The organism is Microbacterium sp. NPDC055683 (genome assembly GCF_053617895.1).
Genome location: NZ_JBSHGQ010000054.1, coordinates 1 through 20,810 on the forward strand (window position 1 = coordinate 1; position 20,810 = coordinate 20,810).

Here is a 20,810-nt window from a genome sequence, read left to right on the forward strand (position 1 = left end):
GGGAGCGGATCCCGGGGCCGGCTCTCTGCTGTCGCTGCTCTCAGTTCGAGGTGAAGCCGACGAGGAGGCCGCCCGTGATCTTCACGGCCAGGTTGTAGATGCCGGCGACGACCGCGCCCAGCACGGTGACGACGATGAGGTTCAGGATCGCGACGACGGCGGCGAAGGCCATAACCTGGGGCAGCCCGACGAACTGCGACAGCGTGATCTCGCCATCCGAGAAGAGCGAGATGAACTCGTCGGCCTGCGCGATGAGACCCGTCGTCTGAACGACCATGTAGATGAGGAAGAACGCCACGATCGTGACGACCGCGAGTGCGACGGCCGCGAGGAACGACAGCTTCACGGCCGACCAGAAGTCGACGTAGACGAGGCGCAGCCGCACCTGCTTGGCGCTGGTCTTGTGCGCCTGCTTCTGGGCGAGCTTGTCGGCTACCGTGCTCATGCGTCAGTGGCTCCTTCGGAGGTCTCGGTTCCCGAGTCGGCGTCATCGGCGTCATCCTCGGCGAGTCCGCGTTCGCTGTTGCGCGCGATCGCGAGGATGCGGTCGTTCTTGTCGGGCCGGGCGAAGACGACGCCCATGGTGTCGCGGCCCTTGGCCGGCACCTCGGCCACGGCAGAGCGTACCACCTTGCCCTTCTCGAGAACCACGAGCACCTCGTCGTCCTCCTGGACGATGAGGCCGCCGGCGAGGACGCCGCGGTCGTCGTTGAGCTTGGCGACCTTGATCCCGAGGCCGCCGCGGCCCTGCACGCGGTACTCCTCGACGGCGGTGCGCTTGGCGTAGCCGCCGTCCGTCACGACGAACACGTAGCTGCCGGGCGCCGCGACCGAGGCGGACAGCAGATCGTCGCCCTCGCGGAACGACATGCCCTTCACGCCGCTGGTCGACCGGCCCATGGGGCGCAGCGCCTCGTCGGTGGCAGAGAACCGCAGCGACATGCCGTGGTGGCTGATGAGGAGGATGTCGTCCGTCGCGTCGACCGTGAGCGCGCTGACGAGCTCGTCGCCGTCGCGCAGGTTGATCGCGATGATGCCGCCCTGGCGGTTGGAGTCGTACTCCGACAGACGCGTCTTCTTGACGAGCCCCGAGCGCGTGGCGAGCACGAGGTGCTCGGCGTCGTCGTACGACTTCAGCTCGATCACCTGCGCGATCTGCTCGTCGGGCTGCAGCGCGAGCAGGTTCGCCACGTGCAGGCCCTTCGCGTCGCGACCGGCCTCCGGCACCTCGTACGTCTTCGTGCGGTAGACGCGGCCCTTCGTCGTGAAGAACAGCAGCCAGTGGTGCGTCGTCGTGACGAAGAAGTGCTCGACCACGTCGTCGGCCCGCAGCTGGGCGCCCTTGACGCCCTTCCCGCCACGGTGCTGGGAGCGGTAGTTGTCGCTCCGCGTGCGCTTGATGTAGCCCTCGCGCGTGATGGTGACGACCATCTCCTCCTCGGCGATGAGGTCCTCGATGGACACGTCGCCGTCGAAGCCGTGGAGGATGTGCGTGCGCCGCTCGTCGCCGAAGCGGTCGACGATCTCGGTGAGCTCGTCGCGCACGATGGCCCGCTGGCGCAGCTCGTCCGCGATGATCGCCTTGAAGTCCTCGATCTGCGCCTCGAGGTCGGCCGCCTCGTCGATGATCTTCCGGCGCTCGAGCGCCGCCAGGCGACGCAGCTGCATCGAGAGGATGGCGTCGGCCTGGATGTCGTCGATCTCGAGGAGGGCCTTCAGCCCCTCCCGCGCCTCGTCGACGGTGGGCGAGCGGCGGATGAGCGCGATGACCTCGTCGAGCGCGTCGAGCGCCTTGAGGTAGCCGCGCAGGATGTGCATGCGCTCCTCCGCCTTGCGCAGGCGGAACTGCGTGCGGCGCACGATGACGTCGAGCTGGTGGGCGATCCAGTACTGGATGAAGCCGTCGAGCGGCAGCGTGCGGGGCACGCCGTCGACGATGGCGAGCATGTTCGCGCCGAAGTTCGTCTGGAGCTCGGTGTGCTTGTAGAGGTTGTTGAGCACGACCTTGGCGACGGCGTCGCGCTTGAGCACGACGACGAGACGCTGGCCCGTGCGGCCCGAGGTCTCGTCGCGGATGTCGGCGATGCCCGTCACCTTGCCCTCGCGGGCGAGCTCGCCGATCTTCACGGCGAGGTTGTCGGGGTTGACCTGGTACGGCAGCTCCGTGATGACGAGGCAGGTGCGGCCCTGGATCTCCTCGATCTCCACGACGGCGCGCATCGTGATCGACCCGCGGCCGGTGCGGTACGCCTCGTGGATGCCCTTGGTGCCGAGGATCTGCGCACCGGTCGGGAAGTCGGGCCCCGGGATGCGTCGCATGAGGCCCTCGAGCAGCTCCTCGCGGGGCAGCTGCGGGTTCTCGAGGGCGAACAGCGCGCCATCCGAGACCTCGCGCAGGTTGTGCGGGGGGATGTTCGTGGCCATGCCGACGGCGATGCCGACCGAGCCGTTGACGAGCAGGTTCGGGAACCGCGCCGGCAGGACCTCGGGCTCCTGCGTCTCGCCGTCGTAGTTGTCCTGGAAGTCGACGGTCTCCTGCTCGATGTCGCGCACCATCTCGAGCGCGAGCGCCGCCATCTTCGTCTCGGTGTACCGGGGTGCCGCGGCGCCCTGGTTGCCGGGGGAGCCGAAGTTGCCCTGACCGAGGGCCAGGGGGTACCGCAGCGACCACGGCTGGACGAGGCGGACGAGGGCGTCGTAGATCGCCGAGTCGCCGTGCGGGTGGTACTGGCCCATCACCTCGCCGACCACGCGGGCACACTTCGAGAACTTCTTGTCCGGCCGGTACCCGCCGTCGTACATCGCGTAGATCACGCGGCGGTGCACGGGCTTGAGACCGTCTTCCACACGGGGCAGCGCGCGCCCCACGATGACGCTCATCGCGTAGTCGAGATAGCTGCGCTGCATCTCCGACTGCAGGTCGACCTGGTCGATGTGGCCGTGGTTGTGGCCCGCGTTCGCGTCGGGGCGTTCTTCGTCAGTCATGGTCTTTCGCTTCTGTTCTCGAGAGCGGCTCGCGACGTGTCGACTCGCTTCGCTCGCTCAACGACCGGGGGCGGCTCGCTGCGCTCGCGGAGAGCTAGATGTCCAGGAACCGGACGTCCTTGGCGTTGCGCTGGATGAAGCTGCGGCGCGACTCGACGTCCTCTCCCATGAGCACGGAGAAGATCTCGTCCGCCGCGGCGGCGTCGTCGATCGTCACCTGCCGCAGCGTGCGCGTCTCGGGGTTCATGGTCGTGTCCCAGAGCTCGGAGTCGTTCATCTCGCCGAGGCCCTTGTAGCGCTGGATCCCCGCCTCCTTGGGGATGCGCTTGCCCGCGGCAGCACCGTCCTTGAGGAGGGCGTCGCGCTCGCGGTCGCTGTACACGTACTCGTGCGGGGCGTTCGTCCACTTCAGCCGGTAGAGCGGCGGCATCGCGAGGTAGACGAAGCCGGCCTCGATGAGTCCGCGCATGTACCGGAAGAGGAGCGTCAGCAGCAGCGTCGTGATGTGCTGGCCGTCGACGTCGGCATCGGTCATCAGGACGATCTTGTGGTAGCGCGCCTTCTCGATGTCGAACTCCGGCCCGATTCCCGTGCCGAAGGCCTGGATCATCGCCTGGACCTCCTTGTTGCCCAGCGCCTTGTCGATGCGCGCGCGCTCGACGTTCAGGATCTTGCCGCGCAGGGCGAGGATGGCCTGGGTGTGCGGGTCTCGTCCGCCGACGGCCGAGCCGCCGGCCGAGTCGCCCTCGACGAGGAAGACCTCGCTGATGGAGGGGTCCTTCGACGTGCAGTCCTTGAGCTTGTCGGGCATCGCGGCCGACTCGAACACGCTCTTGCGACGCGCCGTCTCGCGGGCCTTGCGCGCGGCCATCCGGGCGGTGGCGGCGTCGATGGCCTTGCGGATGACGTTCTTCGCCTGGGCGGGGTTGCGCTCGAACCAGTCGCTGAGCTGGTCGTTCACGACCTTCTGCACGAACGCCTTCGCCTCGGTGTTCCCGAGCTTCGTCTTCGTCTGCCCCTCGAACTGCGGCTCGGAGAGCTTGACGGAGATGACGGCCGTGAGGCCCTCGCGGACGTCGTCGCCCGTGAGGTTGTCGTCCTTCTCCTTGAGGATGGCGTTGGCGCGCGCGTAGCGGTTGACGAGCGAGGTGAGCGCCGCGCGGAAGCCCTCCTCGTGCGTTCCGCCCTCGTGCGTGTTGATCATGTTGGCGTACGTGAAGACGTTCTCGGTGTAGCTCGTCGTCCACTGCATGGCGATCTCGACCGCCATCCGCCCATCGCCCTGCTCGCTCTCGAGCACGACGATGTCCTCGTTGACGCGCTCGGCCTTCCGCACCTTGTTGAGGTACTCGACGTAGTCGACGAGCCCGCGCTCGTAGTGGAAGACGTTGTGGCGCTGGACCATCTCGGTCGAGCCGTCCTCCTTCTCGACCTCCTCGGCCGACGACTCGCGCTCGTCGAGCAGCTCGATGCGCAGCCCCTTGTTGAGGAACGCCGTCTGCTGGAAGCGCGTGCGGAGGGTCTCGTAGTCGAACTCGACCGTGTCGGTGAAGATCTCGGCGTCGGGCCAGAACGTGATGGTGGTCCCGGTCTCCTCCGTGGCCTCGCCCTGCTCGATGGGCGCGAGCGGGACGCCGCCGCCCGCGAACGACTGCCGCCACACGAAGCCGTCGCGCTTGACGACGGCGTCGAGACGCGTCGAGAGCGCGTTCACGACCGACGAGCCGACACCGTGGAGACCGCCGGAGACGGCGTAGCCGCCGCCGCCGAACTTGCCGCCGGCGTGCAGAACCGTGAGCACGACCTCGAGCGTCGACTTGCCCTCGGTCTTGTGCATCGCGACGGGGATGCCGCGGCCGTTGTCGACGACGCGCACGCCGCCGTCCGCGAGGAGCGTGACCGAGATCGTGTCGCAGTAGCCGGCGAGCGCCTCGTCGACGGAGTTGTCGACGATCTCGTAGACGAGGTGGTGCAGGCCCCGCGGCCCCGTGGATCCGATGTACATGCCGGGGCGCTTGCGCACGGCCTCGAGGCCCTCGAGCACCTGGATGGCGTCGGCACCGTACTCGTTCTCGACCCTGCGGGGGCCGGATGCGGCGTCGCCCCTCTCGTCTGCCCGACCGTCGTCGATGGGCGCGGACTCGTCGTGAGGGGTATCGCTCGTCATAGGAAGTCGTGCTCCAGATCTGTTCGGCAGCGCTCCCAGCCTACCGCGCGGATGCCGGGAGAACGGCGTTCACAGCCCGCCTGACGCGAGAAAAAGACCCGGTCCACGATCCCACCCGTCCTACCCGTAGGTATCGCGCGGGCCCCGGCCTGGAACGCGTCTGATGCCGTGATTCCACGAGGGCACGTCCGGCCCGAAGAAGCGGATATCGGTGACGCCTGCCTCGGGATACACCTGGATGACGCGTGTGAGGAACTGGGCACGCATGAGATGCATCTGCTTGCTGCGGGGTGTGGAGTCGCAGCGCACGACCACGACGCCGTGGGAGAACGTCTCGATGTGGGAGTGCGCGGCGTTCTCGGGACCGGCGATCTCCTCCCAGTTGAGCGCGAGGTCCTCGCGCTGCAGGTTCGGCTCCCAGCCGCTCGAGCGCGTCAGCACGTCGAGCGCCTCGCCGAGCGGCTTCGGATCGCGTCCCGGTGCGAACGGGGCGTCCTTGTCATCGTCGTCGACGACCCGCCGCTTCTTCCGGTACCGTTTGCTCGGCTCGAGGCCCCGCAACCGCAGGTAGGTGGCGATGGTCTCGGGGATGTCCGGCTCACTCATCGGACGACGGTCCGATCGGATGGTCGGCGAGCGGGCCGAGGACGGCTCCCGCCTCGATGCGGACGGCGTTCGCACGCAACGGCTCCGGCACGTCGGCCGCCACCGCGGCGGTGACGACGACCTGCTCGAAGCCGGCGACGACGCCCGCGAGACGCCGGCGACGATCGGCGTCGAGCTCGGCGAACACGTCGTCGAGGATGAGCACGGGGTCGCCGCCCTGGGACTCCCCGCGGAGGAGCTCCGCCGACGCGAGCCGCAGCGACAGCGCGACCGACCATGATTCGCCGTGAGACGCGTACCCCTTGACGGGGAGCCCTCGGACGGTGAGGAGCAGGTCGTCGCGATGGGGGCCGACCAGGGTCAGCCCGCGCTCGAGCTCCTGCGATCGTCGGGCGGCGAGGGCCGCGCGGAACAGCTCCGCCGTCGTGCCGGCGGCCTCGTCCTCGTGCGCGTCGCCCTCCTCGGGATCTCCTCCGCGCACCGAGAGGGCCCAGGCGAGGCGGGGCCGATGGTCTTCGCCGGCGACACCCGCGTATGCGGTCGCCACGGGTTCGGCGAGATCCTGCGCAAGACGTGTGCGGGCGTCGATGAGCTCGGATCCGAGGGCGACGAGCTTGTCGTCCCAGACGTCGAGCGTCGACAGCTGCGTGCCGGTGATCCGGCGGGCGCGTGCCGACTTCAGAAGCGCCGTGCGCTGCCGGAGCGTGCGCTCGTAGTCGGCGATGACCCCGGCCATCCGGGGCGTGCGCTGCACGAGGAGCTGATCGGCGAAGCGCCGACGCTGGGACGGGTCTCCGCGTACGATCTGCAGATCCTCCGGCGCGAACAGCACGACCTGCGCGTAGCGCGGCAGCTCGGACGCGCGCACGGGCGACCCGCTCACCCGCGCACGGTTCGCGCCCTGCTTGTTGATCTGGAGCTCGAGCGTGACCCTGCGCTGGCCGTGCGCCAGACGCGCACGCACGAAGGCGGCGTCCTTGCCGTCGCGGACGAGCGGCGCATCCGCCGACACCCGGTGCGATCCGAGGGTCGCAAGGTATGCGATGGCCTCGGCGAGGTTGGTCTTCCCCTGCCCGTTCCGCCCGACGAGCACATTGGGACCGGGCTCGAGTGCGAGCTCGGCCTGCGCGTAGTTGCGGAAGTCGACGAGGCTGAGATGCTCCACGATCATGCTCTCGGCCTCCTTCCGGTGAATCGTCCGCGTGCAGGCGGCTCAACGACCTCTCAGCGGCTCGCTTCGCCCGCGGAGCGTCACCTCAGGAGCAGGTTGGGCTGCAGCAGGTATTTGAACGAGTCCTGGCCGGCCTGATCGACCGACGTCTGGCTCGTGATGAGGATGGGGCTGAGCTTGTTGGCGTTGTCGCTCGAGGTGAACGTCACGCGGACGAACTCGCTCTTCACCGCGCCGAGCGCCTCCAGGAGGTACTGGGGGTTGAGTCCCAGCGTGACCTCGTCGCCGCCCCCGAGGTGCGCGTCGACCGACTCCGACGCCCTCGCCTGGTCGCCGCCAGAGGCGTCCATCGTGACCTGCGACGTCGAGAACGTGAAGCGGAGCGGGGCGGAGCGGTCGAGCACGAGCGACACGCGGCGGACGGCCTCGGCGAGGTCCGCCGTGCTGACGACCGCGTAGTGCTCGGTCTGCGCGGGGAACAGCCGGCGGACGGGAGGGAAGTTGCCCTTGATGAGCAGCGACGTCACGGTCTTGTTGCCGGCCGTGAAGGCGATGATCTCGCGGTCGCCGGCGCCGGAGAACGCGATCGAGATGTTGCCGCCGTGCGAGAAGGTCTTGCCGACCTCCTGGAGCGTGCGCGCGGGGACGAGCGCCGTCGCCTGCTGCTCGCTGCCGTCCCACGGGATGTCGCGGACGGCCACGCGGTAGCGGTCGGTGGCGACGAGGCTGAGACCCGTGCCGGATACCTCGAGCTGCACGCCCGTGAGGACGGGGGTGACGTCGTCGCGCGAGGCGGCGAAGGCGACCTGCGAGATCGCCGTCGCGAAGTCGTCACCGGGCACGAGGCCGGACTCGCCGGTGACCTCCGGGATCGCCGGGTATTCCTCGACGGGCATCGAGGCGAGAGCGAAGCTCGCCGATCCGCACCTCAGCGAGATGTTGCCGTCGTCTTCGGTGGAGATCTGGATCGGCTGGTTCGGCAGGCGGCTCGCGATGTCGGAGAGCAGACGTCCGTGGACGAGGATCGTGCCCGGTTCGTCGACGGTGGCGTCGATCGTCGTGCGAGCCGAGGCCTCGTAGTCGAAGGCGGAGAGGGCGAGCGTGCCGTCGGCGTCGGCCTCGATGAGGACGCCGGCGAGGATCGGCTGAGGGTTGCGCTGCGGCAGCAGCTTGACGACGAATGAGACGGCCTCGCTGAAGACGTCGCGGTTCACGTGGAACTTCACGTGTCGCTCCCCTCGGATCACAACTTCGGGCGGGGTCGTGCCCCGCGGGTTTCCCATGCTAGTGCCCCGGTCGTTCGCGTTCGATCGAGAAGGTCATCGGAGGCCCTTTGACAAAGAGAGATCTCTTAACCGTGTTAACCGCTGTGGACAGTGTGGATAACTCTGTGGAAGCGAGTCGGGAGTAGGGAACGACATGTGTGTGAGTTGTGGAGGGGCTGCGGACGACCGGTGGAGGGGCTTCGGGGCCCCGATCGCGCCATCACAGGCCGCTCCACACCTGCATGGCGTGTCCTTCACAGGTCGACAGGCGTGTCTCCCCAGTTATCCACAGGAGTTTTCACATGGGGAGAACTCGTTATAGAGGGTCCGCAGGCACCGCGTCAAGCGCGTATTCGGGCATATGACGCCGGGAGGACGCGGAAAGGCCCGGAGATGTTCATCTCCGGGCCCTTGCGGCGGTGGCGCGACCGTGTCAGCGGCGTCCGAGCTGCGTCGTGATCTCCTGCACCTGGTTGTAGATCGAGCGCTTCTCCTTCATGAGCTCGTTGATCTTCCGGTAGGCGTACATGACCGTGGTGTGGTCGCGCCCGCCGAAGAGCTGCCCGATCTTCGGGAGGGAGAGGCTCGTGCGCTCCCGGCAGAGGTACATCGCGATCTGCCGCGCCTGAGCGACCGACTGCGCCCTGCTGGAGCCGTGCAGGTCGTCGGCGGTCAGCTTGAAGTAGCCGGCCGTGACGCTGATGATGTCGTTCGGCGAGACGACGGTGTCCTCGGCCTGGTCGACGATGTCGCGGAGCACCGTCTGGGCGAGCTCGAGCGACACGGGAGACCGGTTGAGGCTCGCGAAGGCGGAGACGCGGATGAGCGCGCCCTCGAGCTCGCGGATGTTCGTCGAGACGTTCGACGCGATGTACTCCACGACGTCGTCGGGGATGTCGAGGCGTTCGGCCTGCCCCTTCTTGCGCAGGATGGCCACGCGGGTCTCGAGGTCGGGCGCCTGGACGTCGGTGATGAGGCCCCATTCGAAACGGCTGCGCATGCGGTCCTCGAAGCCCGTGAGGAGCTTGGGCGCCACGTCGCTCGTGATGACGACCTGCTTGTCGTGGTCGTGCAGCGTGTTGAACGTGTGGAAGAACGTCTCCTGCGTCTCGGCCTTGCCCTGCAGGAACTGGATGTCGTCGATCAGCAGGATGTCGACCTCGCGGTAGCGCGCGTTGAAGGCGGCGCCGCGGTTGTTGGCGATCGAGTTGATGAAGTCGTTGGTGAACTCCTCGCTCGAGACGTAGCGCACGCGCACCCCGGGATAGAGGTTGAGCGCGTAGTCGCCGATCGCGTGGAGGAGGTGGGTCTTCCCGAGGCCGGAGTCGCCGTAGATGAACAGCGGGTTGTAGGCCTTCGCCGGCGCTTCGGCGACGGCGACGGCGGCCGCGTGCGCGAACCGGTTCGACTGTCCGATGACGAAGTTGTCGAACGTGTACTTGGGGTTGAGGCGCGTGTCATCACGGGAGGGGGCGGGCGGCGGGCTCGACGGCGCCACGGGCCGGTGGGCGGCCTCGACCGCGACGGGAGGGGGCGGGGCATCGAAGGCGGTCTCGGTGAGATCGGGGTTCACCGACACGCGGAAGCTCTTCGCGTCTCCCCCGATGCGCTCGAGGGCGTCCATGATGGGCTCCCTCATGCGCTTGTTGATCTGCCCCGCGGTGAGGTCGTTCGGCACGTCGATGTAGAGCGTGCCGCCCATGACGCCCTGCGGGACCGCGAGGCTGAGGTAGCCCTCGAGCAACGGCGTGATCCGGTCGTCGACGGAGAGCTCCGTCAGCACGGTGCGCCAGATCGGGACATCCGGGATGTCGTGCGCGCTCATGGCCTCCCCTAGCCTGTGGATAACTCCGTGACACGCTAGTGGATGGAAGGCCAACGGCAAACTCCGCGTTGACGCCCGGTGGCGTGTCCCTGCCGCCGGGAGCGCCCGCCTGTGGGGATACTGTCAGGTTCTCGCCTCATTTGCGAGAAGCGACCGGCTCGGCGTACTCTAAGTCGGTTGACCTATGCCCGTTCCGGGCTCCACAACTCTCGTCTCCGGTCGCAGTGATTCCGGTGACCGTCCATCCGGAGTGATTCCATGAGCAAGCGCACGTTCCAGCCCAACAACCGCCGCCGCGCCAAGAAGCACGGCTTCCGCGCCCGCATGCGCACCCGTGCGGGGCGCGCCATCCTCGCGGCGCGTCGCGGCAAGGGCCGCACCGAGCTCTCGGCGTAACCGCCCGAGACGTTCCGTGCTCGCGCGGAAGCATCGCCTGACCCTCGGCCTCGACTATCGGATGGTCGTGCGCCGGGGGTCTCGATGCGCCGGTGCGTCCACGGTGACGCACGTCGTGCACACCGGCGAGCAGCGCGACCCGCGCTTCGGCTTCATCGTGAGCAAGGCGGTCGGCAACGCCGTCACCCGCAACACGGTGCGTCGCCGGCTGAAGGCCGTGTGCGCGTCGGCTCTGCCCGATGTGCGAACGGGCGCCGACGTCGTCATCCGCGCGATGCCGTCGGCAGCGACGGCGAGCTATCAGGAGCTCCGCTCCGAGGTGACGCGCTGCCTCGCCCGGAAGGCGGCGGCGTGAGCGCCCTTCCCGCGTCGGCCCTGGGGTCGGCGCGGTTTCGCGTATCCGACGTCGTGCGCGCCGTCCCGCTCGCTCCGCGCAACACCGGCCTGGCGCTGCTGCACGGCTACCGGGCGACGATCTCGCACCTCTACGGCGACGTCTGCAAGTACTACCCGTCGTGTTCGGCCTACGCCGTCACGGCGGTCCAGCAGCACGGGCTCGTGAAAGGATCGGGCCTGGCGGCCCTGCGCCTCGCCCGCTGCCATCCCTGGGCTGTCGGCGGTGTCGACGACGTGACGCCCCACCCGCGCTTCCGCTACGACCTCACCCGTCACGGCTTCGTCGTGCCGCTACGAAAGGACTGACCTCCGTGGACTTCCTCGGAATCATCCTCTGGCCCATCCGCTGGGTCATCGAAATGATCCTCGTCGGCTGGCACGCCGTCCTCACCTTCCTCGGCATGCAGGTCGACGGCGGACTCACCTGGGTCCTGTCCATCGCCGGCGTCGTCGTCATCGTGCGCTCCGCGCTGATCCCTCTCTTCGTGAAGCAGATCAAGAGCCAGCGCAAGATGATGGAAATCGCGCCGGAGATGAAGAAGATCCAGGACAAGTACCGCGGCAAGCGCGATCAGCTCTCGCGCGAGGCGATGAGCCGCGAGACCATGGCGCTGTACAAGAAGCACGGCACGACGCCGGTCTCGAGCTGCCTGCCGCTGCTCGTGCAGATGCCCGTGTTCTTCTCTCTGTACTACACGCTCTACGACATCAAGAACCACGCCGCGCAGGGCATCGGCGGCGTGGGCCTGCTCAGTGCCGAGCTCACGCAGCAGTTCAACAACGCCAAGCTCTTCGGCGTGGCGCCGCTCAGCGAGACGCTCGTCGACGCCATCCAGAACCAGCCGGAGGGCTGGGTCGCGACGACGGTCATCCTCGTCATCATGGTCGCGCTCATGATTGGGACGCAGTTCTTCACGCAGCTGCAGATCGTGTCGAAGAACCTCTCCCCCGAGGCGAAGACCGGCCAGGCCTACCAGATGCAGCGCATCATGCTCTACATCATCCCGTTCGCGATGATCTTCTCGGGCGTCTTCTTCCCGCTCGGCGTCGTCTCGTACTGGTTCTTCAACAACCTCTGGACGATGTGCCAGCAGTTCCTCGTCATCCGCGAGATGCCCACCCCCGGATCGGATGCCGACAAGGCGCGTGCCGAGCGTCTCGCCCGGAAGGGCAAGGCCATCAACAGCAAGGGAAAGGTCGTCCCGCTCGCGGAGTACGAGGCCGAGCAGCAGGAGATCCTGCGCAAGGCGGAGGCGGAGCGCGCCAAGGCCCCCAAGCGCCAGCAGCCGATGAGCGCCAAGCGCGCGAAGAAGCAGCAGCCGCGTCCTGACGACGCCGCCTCCAGCTGACCCGTCGACCGACCGCGACCACGGAGAAACCCATGACGACGACGCCCGCATCCGACGCGCCCGCGGAGATCGACCTCGAGCGCGAGGGAGACATCGCCGCCGACTTCATCGAGGGCCTGCTCGACATCGCCGACATCGACGGCGACCTGACGCTCGACGTGCGGCAGGGCCGTGCGTACGTGTCGGTGGAGTCGGACGACGCCTCGCTGGAGTCGATCTCTCACCCGGACACGGTGCAGGCGCTGCAGGAGCTGACGAGACTCGCCGTTCAGAGCGAGACGGGGGCGTTCTCGCGTCTCATCCTCGACATCGGCGGGTCCCGCGACGTCCGTCGTCGACAGCTCGAGAAGCTCGTCGACGCGGCATCGGCGAAGCTCGACGACGGTGCATCGCAGGCGTCGCTGCCGGCAATGTCGTCGTACGAGCGGAAGCTCGTGCACGACATCACCGCCGAACGTGGCCTCGTGTCCGAGTCGTACGGCGAAGGCCCCGACCGGCACACCGTCATCCGTCGCGCCTGATGGCCCCGTCGGACCTCGAGCAGGAGCCCGTCGTCGCGCGGGAGCTCTTCGGCGACCGCATCGAGCTGGCGCGGGCGTACACGTCGGCGTTGGCCGAGCACGGCGAGGAGCGCGGGCTCATCGGTCCGCTCGAGGTGCCGCGGCTGTGGTCCCGGCACATCCTCAACTCCGCCGTCGCCGCTCCCCTGTTCCCCGCTGCCGGCCGTGTCGGAGATGTGGGCTCCGGAGCGGGTCTTCCGGGCGTCGTGCTCGCGATCGCGCGCCCCGATGTGCAGTGGATCCTCATCGAGCCGATGGAGCGCCGCACGGTGTGGTTGACGGAGCAGGTGGCAGCGCTCGGGCTGGAGAATGTGGTCGTCGAGCGGGCGCGTGCCGAGGAGGCGGGACGCTGGGAGGGCGCGTTGGATGCGGTGACGGCACGGGCTGTGTCCGCGCTGCGGACGCTCATCCCGTGGACCGCTCCCCTCGCGCGAGACGGTGGTGAGCTCATCCTGCTCAAGGGACAGGGGGCGCCGGCGGAGATCGAGGCGGCTGCCAAGGTGATCCGCAAGCACCGGCTGTCCGATGTGCGCGTCGAGATCGTCGGCGAGGGCGTCGTCGCGGAGCCGACCAGGCTCGTCCGCGCGACGGTTCGTTGATTTATACCTTCTGATCAGGGATTTACTGACTCGTTCGCGTGTATGAGCGGAATACCGCTTCGTGCGCGAACCCCTCGGACTCGTAGAGCGCCTGGGCCCCGACGTTGTCTTCCGCGGTCTGGAGGCTGACGAGCGCGGCGTCGGCTGCGCGCGCCCGTGCGACGACATCGCGGAGGAGCTCTCGCCCGACACCGTGGCCGCGCGCCGGCTCGGCGACGAAGAGATCGTTCAGCACCCACGTACGCCGCAGCCGCGTAGAGGAGAACGTCGGATAGATCTGCGCGAAGGCGATGTCTTCGCCATCGCGGCGGCCGAGCAGGATCACGCTCTCCGCTCGCTCGATGCGCTCGGAGAGGAACGCGCGGGCGGCGTCCTCGCCGTGGTCCTTGCCGTAGAACGCGAGGTACCCCAGGAAGAGGCGTGTCGCGCTGTCGAGGTCGTCCGTGCCGGCTGTCCGGATGTCGAGCGTCATGTCTCCATCCTGACATCCTCGCTGCAGACGGAAGGCAGCGTGCGGGACGTCAGCGCACCCGGAGCCGGGCTCGTCGCGTGAGAGCATCTCGAACGCCGCGCGTCCGGCTCTGATCGCTGCCCACCCGGGTCGCTGCCCACCCGGGTCGCTGCCCATCCAGGTCGCAGTCGCGGGGCATCCTGTCTGGGGTCCTTCGCGTCCAGACGTGAGTCACGTCGTGTTCGGCGCGGGTCGCTGCGCCCCCGGACCGGACCGCAGGGCCTTTGGCCTCCGTCGCGGTGCGTCCGGCGGCGGTCGACACGCGAGCGCACGTCGCTCGCGGTGGGTGTGTCCGGCCCCTTCTCTCCTGTGTGTCCCGTGCTCGCGTGCCGCATGTGCGGCCGTGGTTGTGGTGCGTGCACGTGGCTCAACCCTCGTGTTCTGATCGCGGCATCCGTGCCGTGCGTGTCCCTTCCTCGTGTCCTGTGTCCCGTCGTCAGTCGCCGTGCGCTCGTCGTCGGTCGCGGTGTCCTCGAGGGCTCTGTCGTGGAGTGTGCGGGTTCGGTGCTGGAGTGGGCGGGTGCGGGGTACGTGGTCACGATCGCCACGCGTACGGACCAAGATCGGAACTCGCGACCCCCGGCTTCCGCGTGACGTCCGCCGGGCGTCGCGAGTTCCGCCCCGGAGCGGTGCACGTCGAAGCCTCGCTGCTTTCCGCCCGTGCGCGTCGTGCGGGCTCGGCGTCGACGGGCTACACGGCGCGTTGCTGCCGCAAGCCAGCGTTTGCTCTCGGGTTGACCGTCATCTGTGCGCGCTGTTGCACGTGAAACGGCTCGGCGTCCGGATCGAACGAGTGGATCAGCGACTTGTGTGGTGCGGATCGGCGCGTTCATGTGACGGTCGCCGCGTTCTCTGCGGGCGACGAGGGCTGTGGCGTCGAGCGAGTGAATGGCTCGCACTCCGCCGAATGGTGATGCTCGGGCTGTGGCCGGCTCAGATGTTTCACGTGAAACGCGCTGTCATGTCGCCGCGACGCGGACGGCGTGACCCTATCGCAGTCTGATCGATCGGCGTGGACAGTCGAATCGATGGCAGCGGAGCACTTGATGTCGGCAGCTGTCGACCCGAGGTGCTTCACTCGCCTCCCCCGTCAGAGATCCGGGGCGTGCGCACGGTTCGCGTTGATGGGCGCAGTGCGACTCGCACGCGGCGGGTGGGATCCGCGAGGTGGGCCGCACCGGGATGTTCCACGTGAAACGCCCCGATTCGCGCGGCCGGTATGACACCGGATAGGCCGCAGGTGACGTGATTGCCTGACGAGCCGAGTGCTGGTCTCATCGCTGTACGAACGGTCCCGCTCGGTGGGGGCGGCGCGAGATGAGCCGCGGTGCGGCGATCGGCGCGTGGGCATTCCCCGCTCGAGCGGCGAGTGACAAGCAATGTCGCTGGGGGTTTCGCCACTCGCTGCTGCCGCCGGCCAAGCGCCACTCACGATGGTCCGCGGATGGGTCGGCCGCGCGTCGCGGCGCCACCGGGCGTACGTCGCCGTGCGATTGGGCCTGTCTGGAAGTTCGAGACGCACCCCGTGAGACGGGTCCGCGCCCGGCGATCGGGCGGGGTGCGATGTTCCAACAAACGAGATCGCACCGCCATCCAGCGAGAGCGCGCCGCAGATCGTGGTGTTTCACGTGAAACATCGCGCTCCAACGTCGCCCTGTGACCGAGCGAGGAAACCTGCGGCCGGCGACGTGAACGGAGTCGTCGGATACCACGCCCGCTCCCCCGCAACGAGCCGTGATGGGCCTCAGTCCTGATGGAAGCCTGGCGCGACGTCACCGACGCACGCGGTGGTGCCGACGGCGATGGCTGAGCTCCCAGGTGCGAAGGATCATGCTTTGTCCATCGGACGAAGCGTGGATCTGCATCCGGTGCTCCGACCGTGGCATGCACGTCACCCGGGAGACGCTGACCGGTGAGCGAGTGTGAGATCACGCACGAACGGCGCGCGGGTGGGTGCGGGAGCTCTTCACGCTTCGCTTCAGTGGCTCGTTGACCTGGAGTCCTCGGAGGGGCGTTGCAAGAGCGGAGGGAGGTGTGGCAGTTCCTCGTGCGAGGAGTGCTGCGTGGGTGGGCGGGCGGTAGCGCGGGGATGCGCGGGGGTGGATCTCGTGCGCGATCGTCTGTGCTCGGCAACGCGTGGCGGGCGTAGTGGTTCGGGCGGTCGTGCGACGACCGGGCCGGGCGGGTGCCGGAGTCGACGACGCGTATCGCATGGACTCCGTGACGTGTGGCCGTGCAGGCTGCGCGAATGGTGCCTACTGAGGTGGCTGAGCATGACATAGCGCAGGAGGCGTGTGACGTTCGTGAGGGTGTGCGTCCTTGCAGCCGCGGGCGGTGTGGTTGCGTTGATCAGCACGTTTCGTCTCCTCTGCTCGCTCAAGGGCCGGGGAACGTGGCAGTCAGCGGTCAGGTCGTGCGGCCAGGGGGTGGCGTGCGCCGTCCTCGGAAAGGCGAACCGACTCGTATCGCTTCGCCTCGCGCACTCAGGGACCGCGTCTGGGACGGGACGGTGCGGGGGCGACGACCTGCCGAGAATGGAGCGGGTGCTGCGTGTTCGAGCGGGAGATTACGGCGAGGCAGCGATCGCTGCGCGCGCGCGAGCGCCCGGATGCGCTCGATGCGGTCGCGCGCTCATCGACAAGAAGAGCGATGATCAGTGCCGTTTTCGTCCCACGTCGCGTGCGAGACTCACGGGGACGGATGGTCGGTGCGCACGTTTCACGTGAAACGCGCACCCGCATCCCGGGGTGCGCGCCCTCGTCCAATGGGCGTGGCGGGCCATCCCCCGTTAGAGTGGAGGATGTCTGCTCGTGGCGAAGGGATGAGTGTTTCACGTGAAACAGTCCGGGAACATCACCGAACCCGACGACAGCCCGATCGCCCGTGAACTCGCGGACATCTCGGCCCGTCGCCGCGCCCTCGAGGGGGTGAGCGTCAGCTTCTCCGGGCCGACGCGGATCATGACGATCTCCAACCAGAAGGGCGGAGTCGGCAAGACGACCACGACGGTGAATATCGCGGCGGCCATCGCGTCTCTCGGTGGTCGCGTGCTCGTCATCGATCTGGATCCCCAGGGCAACGCGTCGACAGCTCTCGGCGTGCCCCACAACGCCGAGCTCCCGAGCATCTACGACGTCCTCATCGACGACACTCCCCTTGCGGACGTGGTGCGCACGAGCCCCGAGTCCGACAACCTGCTCTGCGCGCCCAGCAACATCCACCTGGCGGGTGCGGAGATCGAGCTCGTCACGCAGGTCGCTCGTGAGCAGCGACTCAAGACCGCCGTCGGCGAGTACCTCGACGGCCTCGAGGAGCCGCTGCACTTCATCCTCATCGACTGCCCGCCGTCACTCGGACTCCTCACGATCAACGCCTTCACGGCGGCGACGGAGGTGTTCCTGCCGATCCAGTGCGAGTACTACGCACTCGAGGGACTGAGCCAGCTGCTGGGCAATGTGAAGATGATCCAGAAGCACCTGAACCCGCAGCTGCAGCTCACGACCATCCTGCTGACGATGTTCGACGCGCGCACACGACTGTCGCAGCAGGTCGCAGACGAGGTGCGCAGCCACTTCACGACCGAGGTCCTGGAGACCTTCATCCCCCGCTCCGTCCGGGTGTCCGAGGCCCCGAGCTTCGGACAGACGGTGATCTCGTATGACGGGAACTCGGCCGGCGCCATCGCATACCGCGAGGCGGCTCTGGAGATCGTGCGTCGCGGCACCGCCGACGCAGAGGAAGGACAGCACTGATGGCGAAGCGTACGGGACTGGGACGCGGCATCGGAGCGCTCATCCCCACCTCGGAACTCACCGACGAGAGGCCGGTCGACGTCTTCTTCCCCGCGTCGAACGCGAAGCCGGCGAAGAAGTCGTCCGGCGAGCCCGCCGAGGCGGAAGAGCTCGTGGCGGTCCCCGGGGCACGCCTCGTGCACATCGCGCCGACGTCGATCGTGCCGAATCCCCGCCAGCCCCGCACCCACTTCGACCCGGACGAGCTCTCGGAGCTCGTGCAGAGCGTCAAGGAGGTCGGCGTCCTCCAGCCGGTCGTCGTCCGCGACAAGGGCGACGGCACCTACGAGCTCATCATGGGCGAGCGGCGCACGCGCGCCTCGCGCGAGGCCGGACTCGCCGAGATCCCCGCGATCGTCCGCGACACGGCCGACGAGGACCTCCTCCGTGACGCCCTGCTCGAGAACCTCCACCGAGCCCAGCTGAACCCCCTCGAAGAGGCCTCCGCCTACCAGCAGCTTCTCGAGGACTTCGGCATCACCCAGGAGCAGCTGGCCGAGCGGATCGGCCGCTCGCGTCCCCGCATCAGCAACACCATCCGCCTCCTCCGCCTGCCTGTCGACGTGCAGCAGCGGGTCGCCGCCGGCGTGCTGAGCGCGGGTCACGCGCGCGCGGTGCTGTCGCTGGAGACCGAGGCGCAGATGCAGCAGCTCGCGGACAAGATCGTGAACGAGGACCTCTCGGTGCGCGCCGCAGAGGCCGCCGCCAAGCGTATGGCGGAGGTCGCGTCCGCCGCGCCCGCCGCGCGGACGCCGCGGCCGCAGGGCGGCGCACGCCGTGCCTACCTCGATGACGTCGCCACACGGCTGGGCGACCGCCTGAGCACCAAGGTGAAGATCAAGCTGACGGCAAGAAAAGGCCAGGTCACAATCGATTTCGCATCGATCCAGGATCTGAATCGGATGCTCGAGGAGCTCGGCGAGACCGCCTACGGCGAATGACTCGGCGGAGGACTAGCCTGGCGGCATGACCGCCCCCACGCCGTACCTGCTCTTCCCCGGGACCTGCCGCGCCGCGCTCGAGGACTACCAACGCGTCTTCGGCGGCGAGCTGACCCTGCACACCTACCGCGACTTCTCGCGCACGGACGGTCCCGGCGACGACATCGCCCACGGCGAGCTGCGCGGTCCCGTCACGTTGCAGGCGGCCGACGCGGGGGCGGATGAGGACGCCGTCGCGTTGACGGGGGTGATGCTGTCTCTCCTCGGCCACGACGAGCCTCTGGTGCTGCGTCGCTGGTTCGACGAGCTCTCGATCGACGGCACCGTGGCCTCCGCGCTCGAGAAGCGTCCCTGGGGCGACTGGGACGGCGTCGTGGTGGATGCGCACGGGCTGAGGTGGCTCATCGGCTTCCAGGGCGACTGAGGGCCTCCTGCGCGCGTCCCTCGCCATTCGGGTGGACGGCATGATCGTCGACGCGATACGGCAGCGCGCCGAGAGCGTCAAGGGGGTGGGTGCCGCGGCACGCGCTACCTAGCGTGGCGTGGAGCACGACCTGTCGAGACGCCAGACGAGAGGACGACGCCCATGACGCACCCCGACACCACCCACCCCGACACCACTCACGCCGACTCCGCGACGCACGCCTCCGGAGGGATCGATCCCCGCTCTGCCGGACCGGAGGGTCCGTTCCCCACCCAGCAGCAGCCGGACCAGCCCGGACTCACCGGCGAGATGACGCCGACCCCCGATCATGGCGAGGAGTCGTGGGTCGGCCGTCACCGTCTCACCGGTCGCAAGGCGCTCATCACGGGCGGCGACTCCGGCATCGGGCGGGCCATCGCGATCGCCTACGCGCGGGAGGGCGCCGACGTCGCGATCGCGCACCTCCCCGACGAGCAGGACGACGCCGCCGAGACCCGGCGCCTCGTCGAGGCGGAGGGCCGAACCGCGGCGACCTTCGCGGTCGACCTCACGGACGAGCAGGCCACCGTCGAGCTCGTCGCGGCCGCGCGCGAGGCGCTCGGCGGCCTGGACATCCTCATCCCCAACGCCGCATACCAGCGTCAGCGTCAGGGCATCGAGAACATGGAGGTCGCGGAGGTCGAACGGGTGTTCCACACCAACCTCGTCTCGACCATCGTGCTCGCGCGCGAGGCCGTCCCTCACATGCCCGCCGGCTCGTCCATCATCGTCACGACGTCCATCCAGGCGTCGGACCCCTCCCCCGGCCTCCTGGACTACGCCATGACGAAGGCGGCTCTCGTCGCGTTCGCGCAGGCGCTCGCCCAGGACCTGGCGGAGAAGGGCATCCGCGTCAACGCCGTGGCTCCCGGCCCCATCTGGACGCCGCTCATCCCGGCGACCGGATTCCCCGCCGACAAGGTGGCCGAGTTCGGCCAGGACACGCCGCTCGGCCGTGCCGGCCAGCCCGCCGAGCTCGCGGGCGCCTACGTCTACCTCGCGAGCGACGAGTCGTCGTACGTGACCGGCGCGGTGATCCCCGTCACGGGCGGCCGCCCCTTCTGAGAGGAGTCGTCATGCCGAATCCGAGCATCAAGGACGAGGAGCTGTACGAGGAGCTCCGCGAGGACGGCGCATCGAAGGAGAAGGCCGCGCGCATCGCGAACGCCGCCGCGCGCGACGGCCGGAAGGCCGTCGGCAAGCGGGGCGGGCGCGCAGAGGACTACGAGGAGCGCACGGTGAACGAGCTACGCGACCGGGCCAGGGAGCTCGGCATCACGGGCTACTCCCGACTGCGGAAGGGCGAGCTCATCGAGCGTCTCCGCAACCACTGAGATCCGTGAGGGGATCGTGTGCGGCGGGCCCCGGTCCGCCGCACACGTCTACGCTGGATGGGTGGACCTGCCAGCCGAATCGCTCCCCCGCCGACGCGCGAGCGTCGAGGTGCTGCGCGCCGAGGCCGCCGACGAGCTCGCCGCTCTCATCCATGAGCGGCTCCGGGAGGGCGAGGACCCCTGGGAGTTCATGGAGGACCTGCCCACGATCGACGAGCTCGTCGTGTTCACGCTGCGCGCGGAGCACATCGAGGCCGACGGCGGCCTGCGCCCCACCCACGCGCGCAACCAGCGCCTCCTCCGCCAGATCGCGGCGGAGTATCCCGAGCTCACCAGGGCCGTCTGGCGCCTCATCGGCCAGGAGAACACACACAGACGCTGGGATGCCGTCGTGCGCGTCGTCGACGGGCGCTGACATGCGGAGAAGGGGCCGGCCTGCGAGACGCAGGCC

At 68.7% G+C, this 20,810-nt stretch carries 20 protein-coding genes; 12 read left to right on the forward strand and 8 right to left on the reverse strand.

All coding sequences use genetic code 11. The features are described from left to right. Positions 1-40: 40 nt before the first annotated feature. The 7 genes from ACWGPF_RS15890 to dnaA all read right to left on the reverse strand — a co-directional run bounded on the left by ACWGPF_RS15890 (position 41) and on the right by dnaA (position 10,019). Positions 41-445, reverse strand: coding sequence for a DUF3566 domain-containing protein (locus ACWGPF_RS15890; protein ID WP_345437814.1), 405 nt, complete (start codon positions 443-445; stop codon positions 41-43). Next, entirely contained in the window at positions 442-2,985 is a 2,544-nt protein-coding gene (gyrA, locus tag ACWGPF_RS15895) for a DNA gyrase subunit A (protein ID WP_452333716.1), read from the reverse strand. Before gyrA ends, ACWGPF_RS15890 begins: the two co-directional genes overlap by 4 nt. 94 nt (positions 2,986-3,079) lie before the next feature. Continuing rightward, positions 3,080-5,152: a DNA topoisomerase (ATP-hydrolyzing) subunit B gene (gene gyrB / locus ACWGPF_RS15900; protein WP_345437810.1), complete on the reverse strand. Its 2,073-nt coding sequence runs from the start codon at positions 5,150-5,152 to the stop codon at positions 3,080-3,082. A gap of 120 nt (positions 5,153-5,272) precedes the next feature. Continuing rightward, the gene (locus ACWGPF_RS15905; protein WP_452333717.1) at positions 5,273-5,758 is read right to left on the reverse strand and encodes a DUF721 domain-containing protein; all 486 of its coding nucleotides are present in this window, start codon (positions 5,756-5,758) and stop codon (positions 5,273-5,275) included. Then, positions 5,751-6,929: a DNA replication/repair protein RecF gene (gene recF, locus ACWGPF_RS15910; protein WP_452333718.1), complete on the reverse strand. Its 1,179-nt coding sequence runs from the start codon at positions 6,927-6,929 to the stop codon at positions 5,751-5,753. Before recF ends, ACWGPF_RS15905 begins: the two co-directional genes overlap by 8 nt. A gap of 80 nt (positions 6,930-7,009) precedes the next feature. Next, positions 7,010-8,155 carry a DNA polymerase III subunit beta gene (gene dnaN / locus ACWGPF_RS15915; RefSeq protein WP_452333719.1) on the reverse strand — a complete coding sequence of 382 codons (1,146 nt, stop codon included), beginning with the start codon at positions 8,153-8,155 and terminating at the stop codon, positions 7,010-7,012. 472 nt (positions 8,156-8,627) lie between these two features. Beyond that, the gene (gene dnaA / locus ACWGPF_RS15920) at positions 8,628-10,019 is read right to left on the reverse strand and encodes a chromosomal replication initiator protein DnaA (RefSeq protein WP_452333720.1); all 1,392 of its coding nucleotides are present in this window, start codon (positions 10,017-10,019) and stop codon (positions 8,628-8,630) included. A 258-nt stretch (positions 10,020-10,277) separates the two neighbouring features. Between dnaA and rpmH the strand changes: the two genes are divergently transcribed. From rpmH to rsmG, 6 genes are read left to right on the forward strand one after another with little or no spacing between them, the layout of a single operon-like run. Then, positions 10,278-10,415 carry a 50S ribosomal protein L34 gene (gene rpmH, locus ACWGPF_RS15925; protein ID WP_043595303.1) on the forward strand — a complete coding sequence of 46 codons (138 nt, stop codon included), beginning with the start codon at positions 10,278-10,280 and terminating at the stop codon, positions 10,413-10,415. A gap of 16 nt (positions 10,416-10,431) precedes the next feature. Next, positions 10,432-10,770 (forward strand): ribonuclease P protein component, encoded by a 339-nt coding sequence (rnpA, locus tag ACWGPF_RS15930; RefSeq protein WP_452333721.1) that lies wholly within the window; start codon positions 10,432-10,434, stop codon positions 10,768-10,770. After that, positions 10,767-11,117 (forward strand): membrane protein insertion efficiency factor YidD, encoded by a 351-nt coding sequence (gene yidD / locus ACWGPF_RS15935; protein ID WP_345437798.1) that lies wholly within the window; start codon positions 10,767-10,769, stop codon positions 11,115-11,117. The genes rnpA and yidD overlap by 4 nt, the downstream gene beginning before the upstream one ends. 5 nt (positions 11,118-11,122) lie before the next feature. Next, positions 11,123-12,160: a membrane protein insertase YidC gene (gene yidC, locus ACWGPF_RS15940; protein ID WP_345437796.1), complete on the forward strand. Its 1,038-nt coding sequence runs from the start codon at positions 11,123-11,125 to the stop codon at positions 12,158-12,160. Between the two features lie 32 nt (positions 12,161-12,192). Continuing rightward, entirely contained in the window at positions 12,193-12,681 is a 489-nt protein-coding gene (locus ACWGPF_RS15945; RefSeq protein WP_345437794.1) for a Jag family protein, read from the forward strand. Further along, entirely contained in the window at positions 12,681-13,319 is a 639-nt protein-coding gene (gene rsmG, locus ACWGPF_RS15950; RefSeq protein ID WP_452333722.1) for a 16S rRNA (guanine(527)-N(7))-methyltransferase RsmG, read from the forward strand. The genes ACWGPF_RS15945 and rsmG overlap by 1 nt, the downstream gene beginning before the upstream one ends. 22 nt (positions 13,320-13,341) lie before the next feature. Here the strand turns inward: rsmG and ACWGPF_RS15955 are convergent, their stop codons facing one another. After that, positions 13,342-13,791: a GNAT family N-acetyltransferase gene (locus tag ACWGPF_RS15955; protein ID WP_452333723.1), complete on the reverse strand. Its 450-nt coding sequence runs from the start codon at positions 13,789-13,791 to the stop codon at positions 13,342-13,344. A 2,873-nt stretch (positions 13,792-16,664) separates the two neighbouring features. Here ACWGPF_RS15955 and ACWGPF_RS15960 point away from each other — a divergent pair. The 6 genes from ACWGPF_RS15960 (at position 16,665) to ACWGPF_RS15985 (ending at position 20,774) form a co-directional block, all read left to right on the forward strand. Further along, positions 16,665-17,582, forward strand: coding sequence for a ParA family protein (locus ACWGPF_RS15960; RefSeq protein WP_452333724.1), 918 nt, complete (start codon positions 16,665-16,667; stop codon positions 17,580-17,582). Next, positions 17,582-18,562 (forward strand): ParB/RepB/Spo0J family partition protein, encoded by a 981-nt coding sequence (locus ACWGPF_RS15965; RefSeq protein ID WP_452333725.1) that lies wholly within the window; start codon positions 17,582-17,584, stop codon positions 18,560-18,562. The genes ACWGPF_RS15960 and ACWGPF_RS15965 overlap by 1 nt, the downstream gene beginning before the upstream one ends. 25 nt (positions 18,563-18,587) lie before the next feature. After that, the gene (locus ACWGPF_RS15970) at positions 18,588-18,986 is read left to right on the forward strand and encodes a VOC family protein (protein WP_452333726.1); all 399 of its coding nucleotides are present in this window, start codon (positions 18,588-18,590) and stop codon (positions 18,984-18,986) included. Between the two features lie 162 nt (positions 18,987-19,148). Continuing rightward, complete coding sequence (locus ACWGPF_RS15975; protein ID WP_452333727.1) at positions 19,149-20,090, forward strand: SDR family oxidoreductase; 942 nt, start codon at positions 19,149-19,151, stop codon at positions 20,088-20,090. Positions 20,091-20,101: 11 nt separating this feature from the next. After that, positions 20,102-20,359, forward strand: coding sequence for a DUF7218 family protein (locus ACWGPF_RS15980; protein WP_452333728.1), 258 nt, complete (start codon positions 20,102-20,104; stop codon positions 20,357-20,359). Positions 20,360-20,420: 61 nt separating this feature from the next. Further along, the gene (locus ACWGPF_RS15985; RefSeq protein WP_452333729.1) at positions 20,421-20,774 is read left to right on the forward strand and encodes a tryptophan synthase subunit alpha; all 354 of its coding nucleotides are present in this window, start codon (positions 20,421-20,423) and stop codon (positions 20,772-20,774) included. Positions 20,775-20,810 lie beyond the last annotated feature (36 nt).

Coding starts and splice junctions, on each gene's coding strand:
- ACWGPF_RS15890 (WP_345437814.1), bottom strand. CDS start 445: ATGAGCACGGTAGCCGACAAGCTCGCCCAGAAGCAGGCGCACAAGACC.
- gyrA (WP_452333716.1), bottom strand. CDS start 2,985: ATGACTGACGAAGAACGCCCCGACGCGAACGCGGGCCACAACCACGGC.
- gyrB (WP_345437810.1), bottom strand. CDS start 5,152: ATGACGAGCGATACCCCTCACGACGAGTCCGCGCCCATCGACGACGGT.
- ACWGPF_RS15905 (WP_452333717.1), bottom strand. CDS start 5,758: ATGAGTGAGCCGGACATCCCCGAGACCATCGCCACCTACCTGCGGTTG.
- recF (WP_452333718.1), bottom strand. CDS start 6,929: ATGATCGTGGAGCATCTCAGCCTCGTCGACTTCCGCAACTACGCGCAG.
- dnaA (WP_452333720.1), bottom strand. CDS start 10,019: ATGAGCGCGCACGACATCCCGGATGTCCCGATCTGGCGCACCGTGCTG.
- rpmH (WP_043595303.1), top strand. CDS start 10,278: ATGAGCAAGCGCACGTTCCAGCCCAACAACCGCCGCCGCGCCAAGAAG.
- ACWGPF_RS15945 (WP_345437794.1), top strand. CDS start 12,193: ATGACGACGACGCCCGCATCCGACGCGCCCGCGGAGATCGACCTCGAG.
- rsmG (WP_452333722.1), top strand. CDS start 12,681: ATGGCCCCGTCGGACCTCGAGCAGGAGCCCGTCGTCGCGCGGGAGCTC.
- ACWGPF_RS15955 (WP_452333723.1), bottom strand. CDS start 13,791: ATGACGCTCGACATCCGGACAGCCGGCACGGACGACCTCGACAGCGCG.
- ACWGPF_RS15965 (WP_452333725.1), top strand. CDS start 17,582: ATGGCGAAGCGTACGGGACTGGGACGCGGCATCGGAGCGCTCATCCCC.
- ACWGPF_RS15970 (WP_452333726.1), top strand. CDS start 18,588: ATGACCGCCCCCACGCCGTACCTGCTCTTCCCCGGGACCTGCCGCGCC.
- ACWGPF_RS15975 (WP_452333727.1), top strand. CDS start 19,149: ATGACGCACCCCGACACCACCCACCCCGACACCACTCACGCCGACTCC.
- ACWGPF_RS15980 (WP_452333728.1), top strand. CDS start 20,102: ATGCCGAATCCGAGCATCAAGGACGAGGAGCTGTACGAGGAGCTCCGC.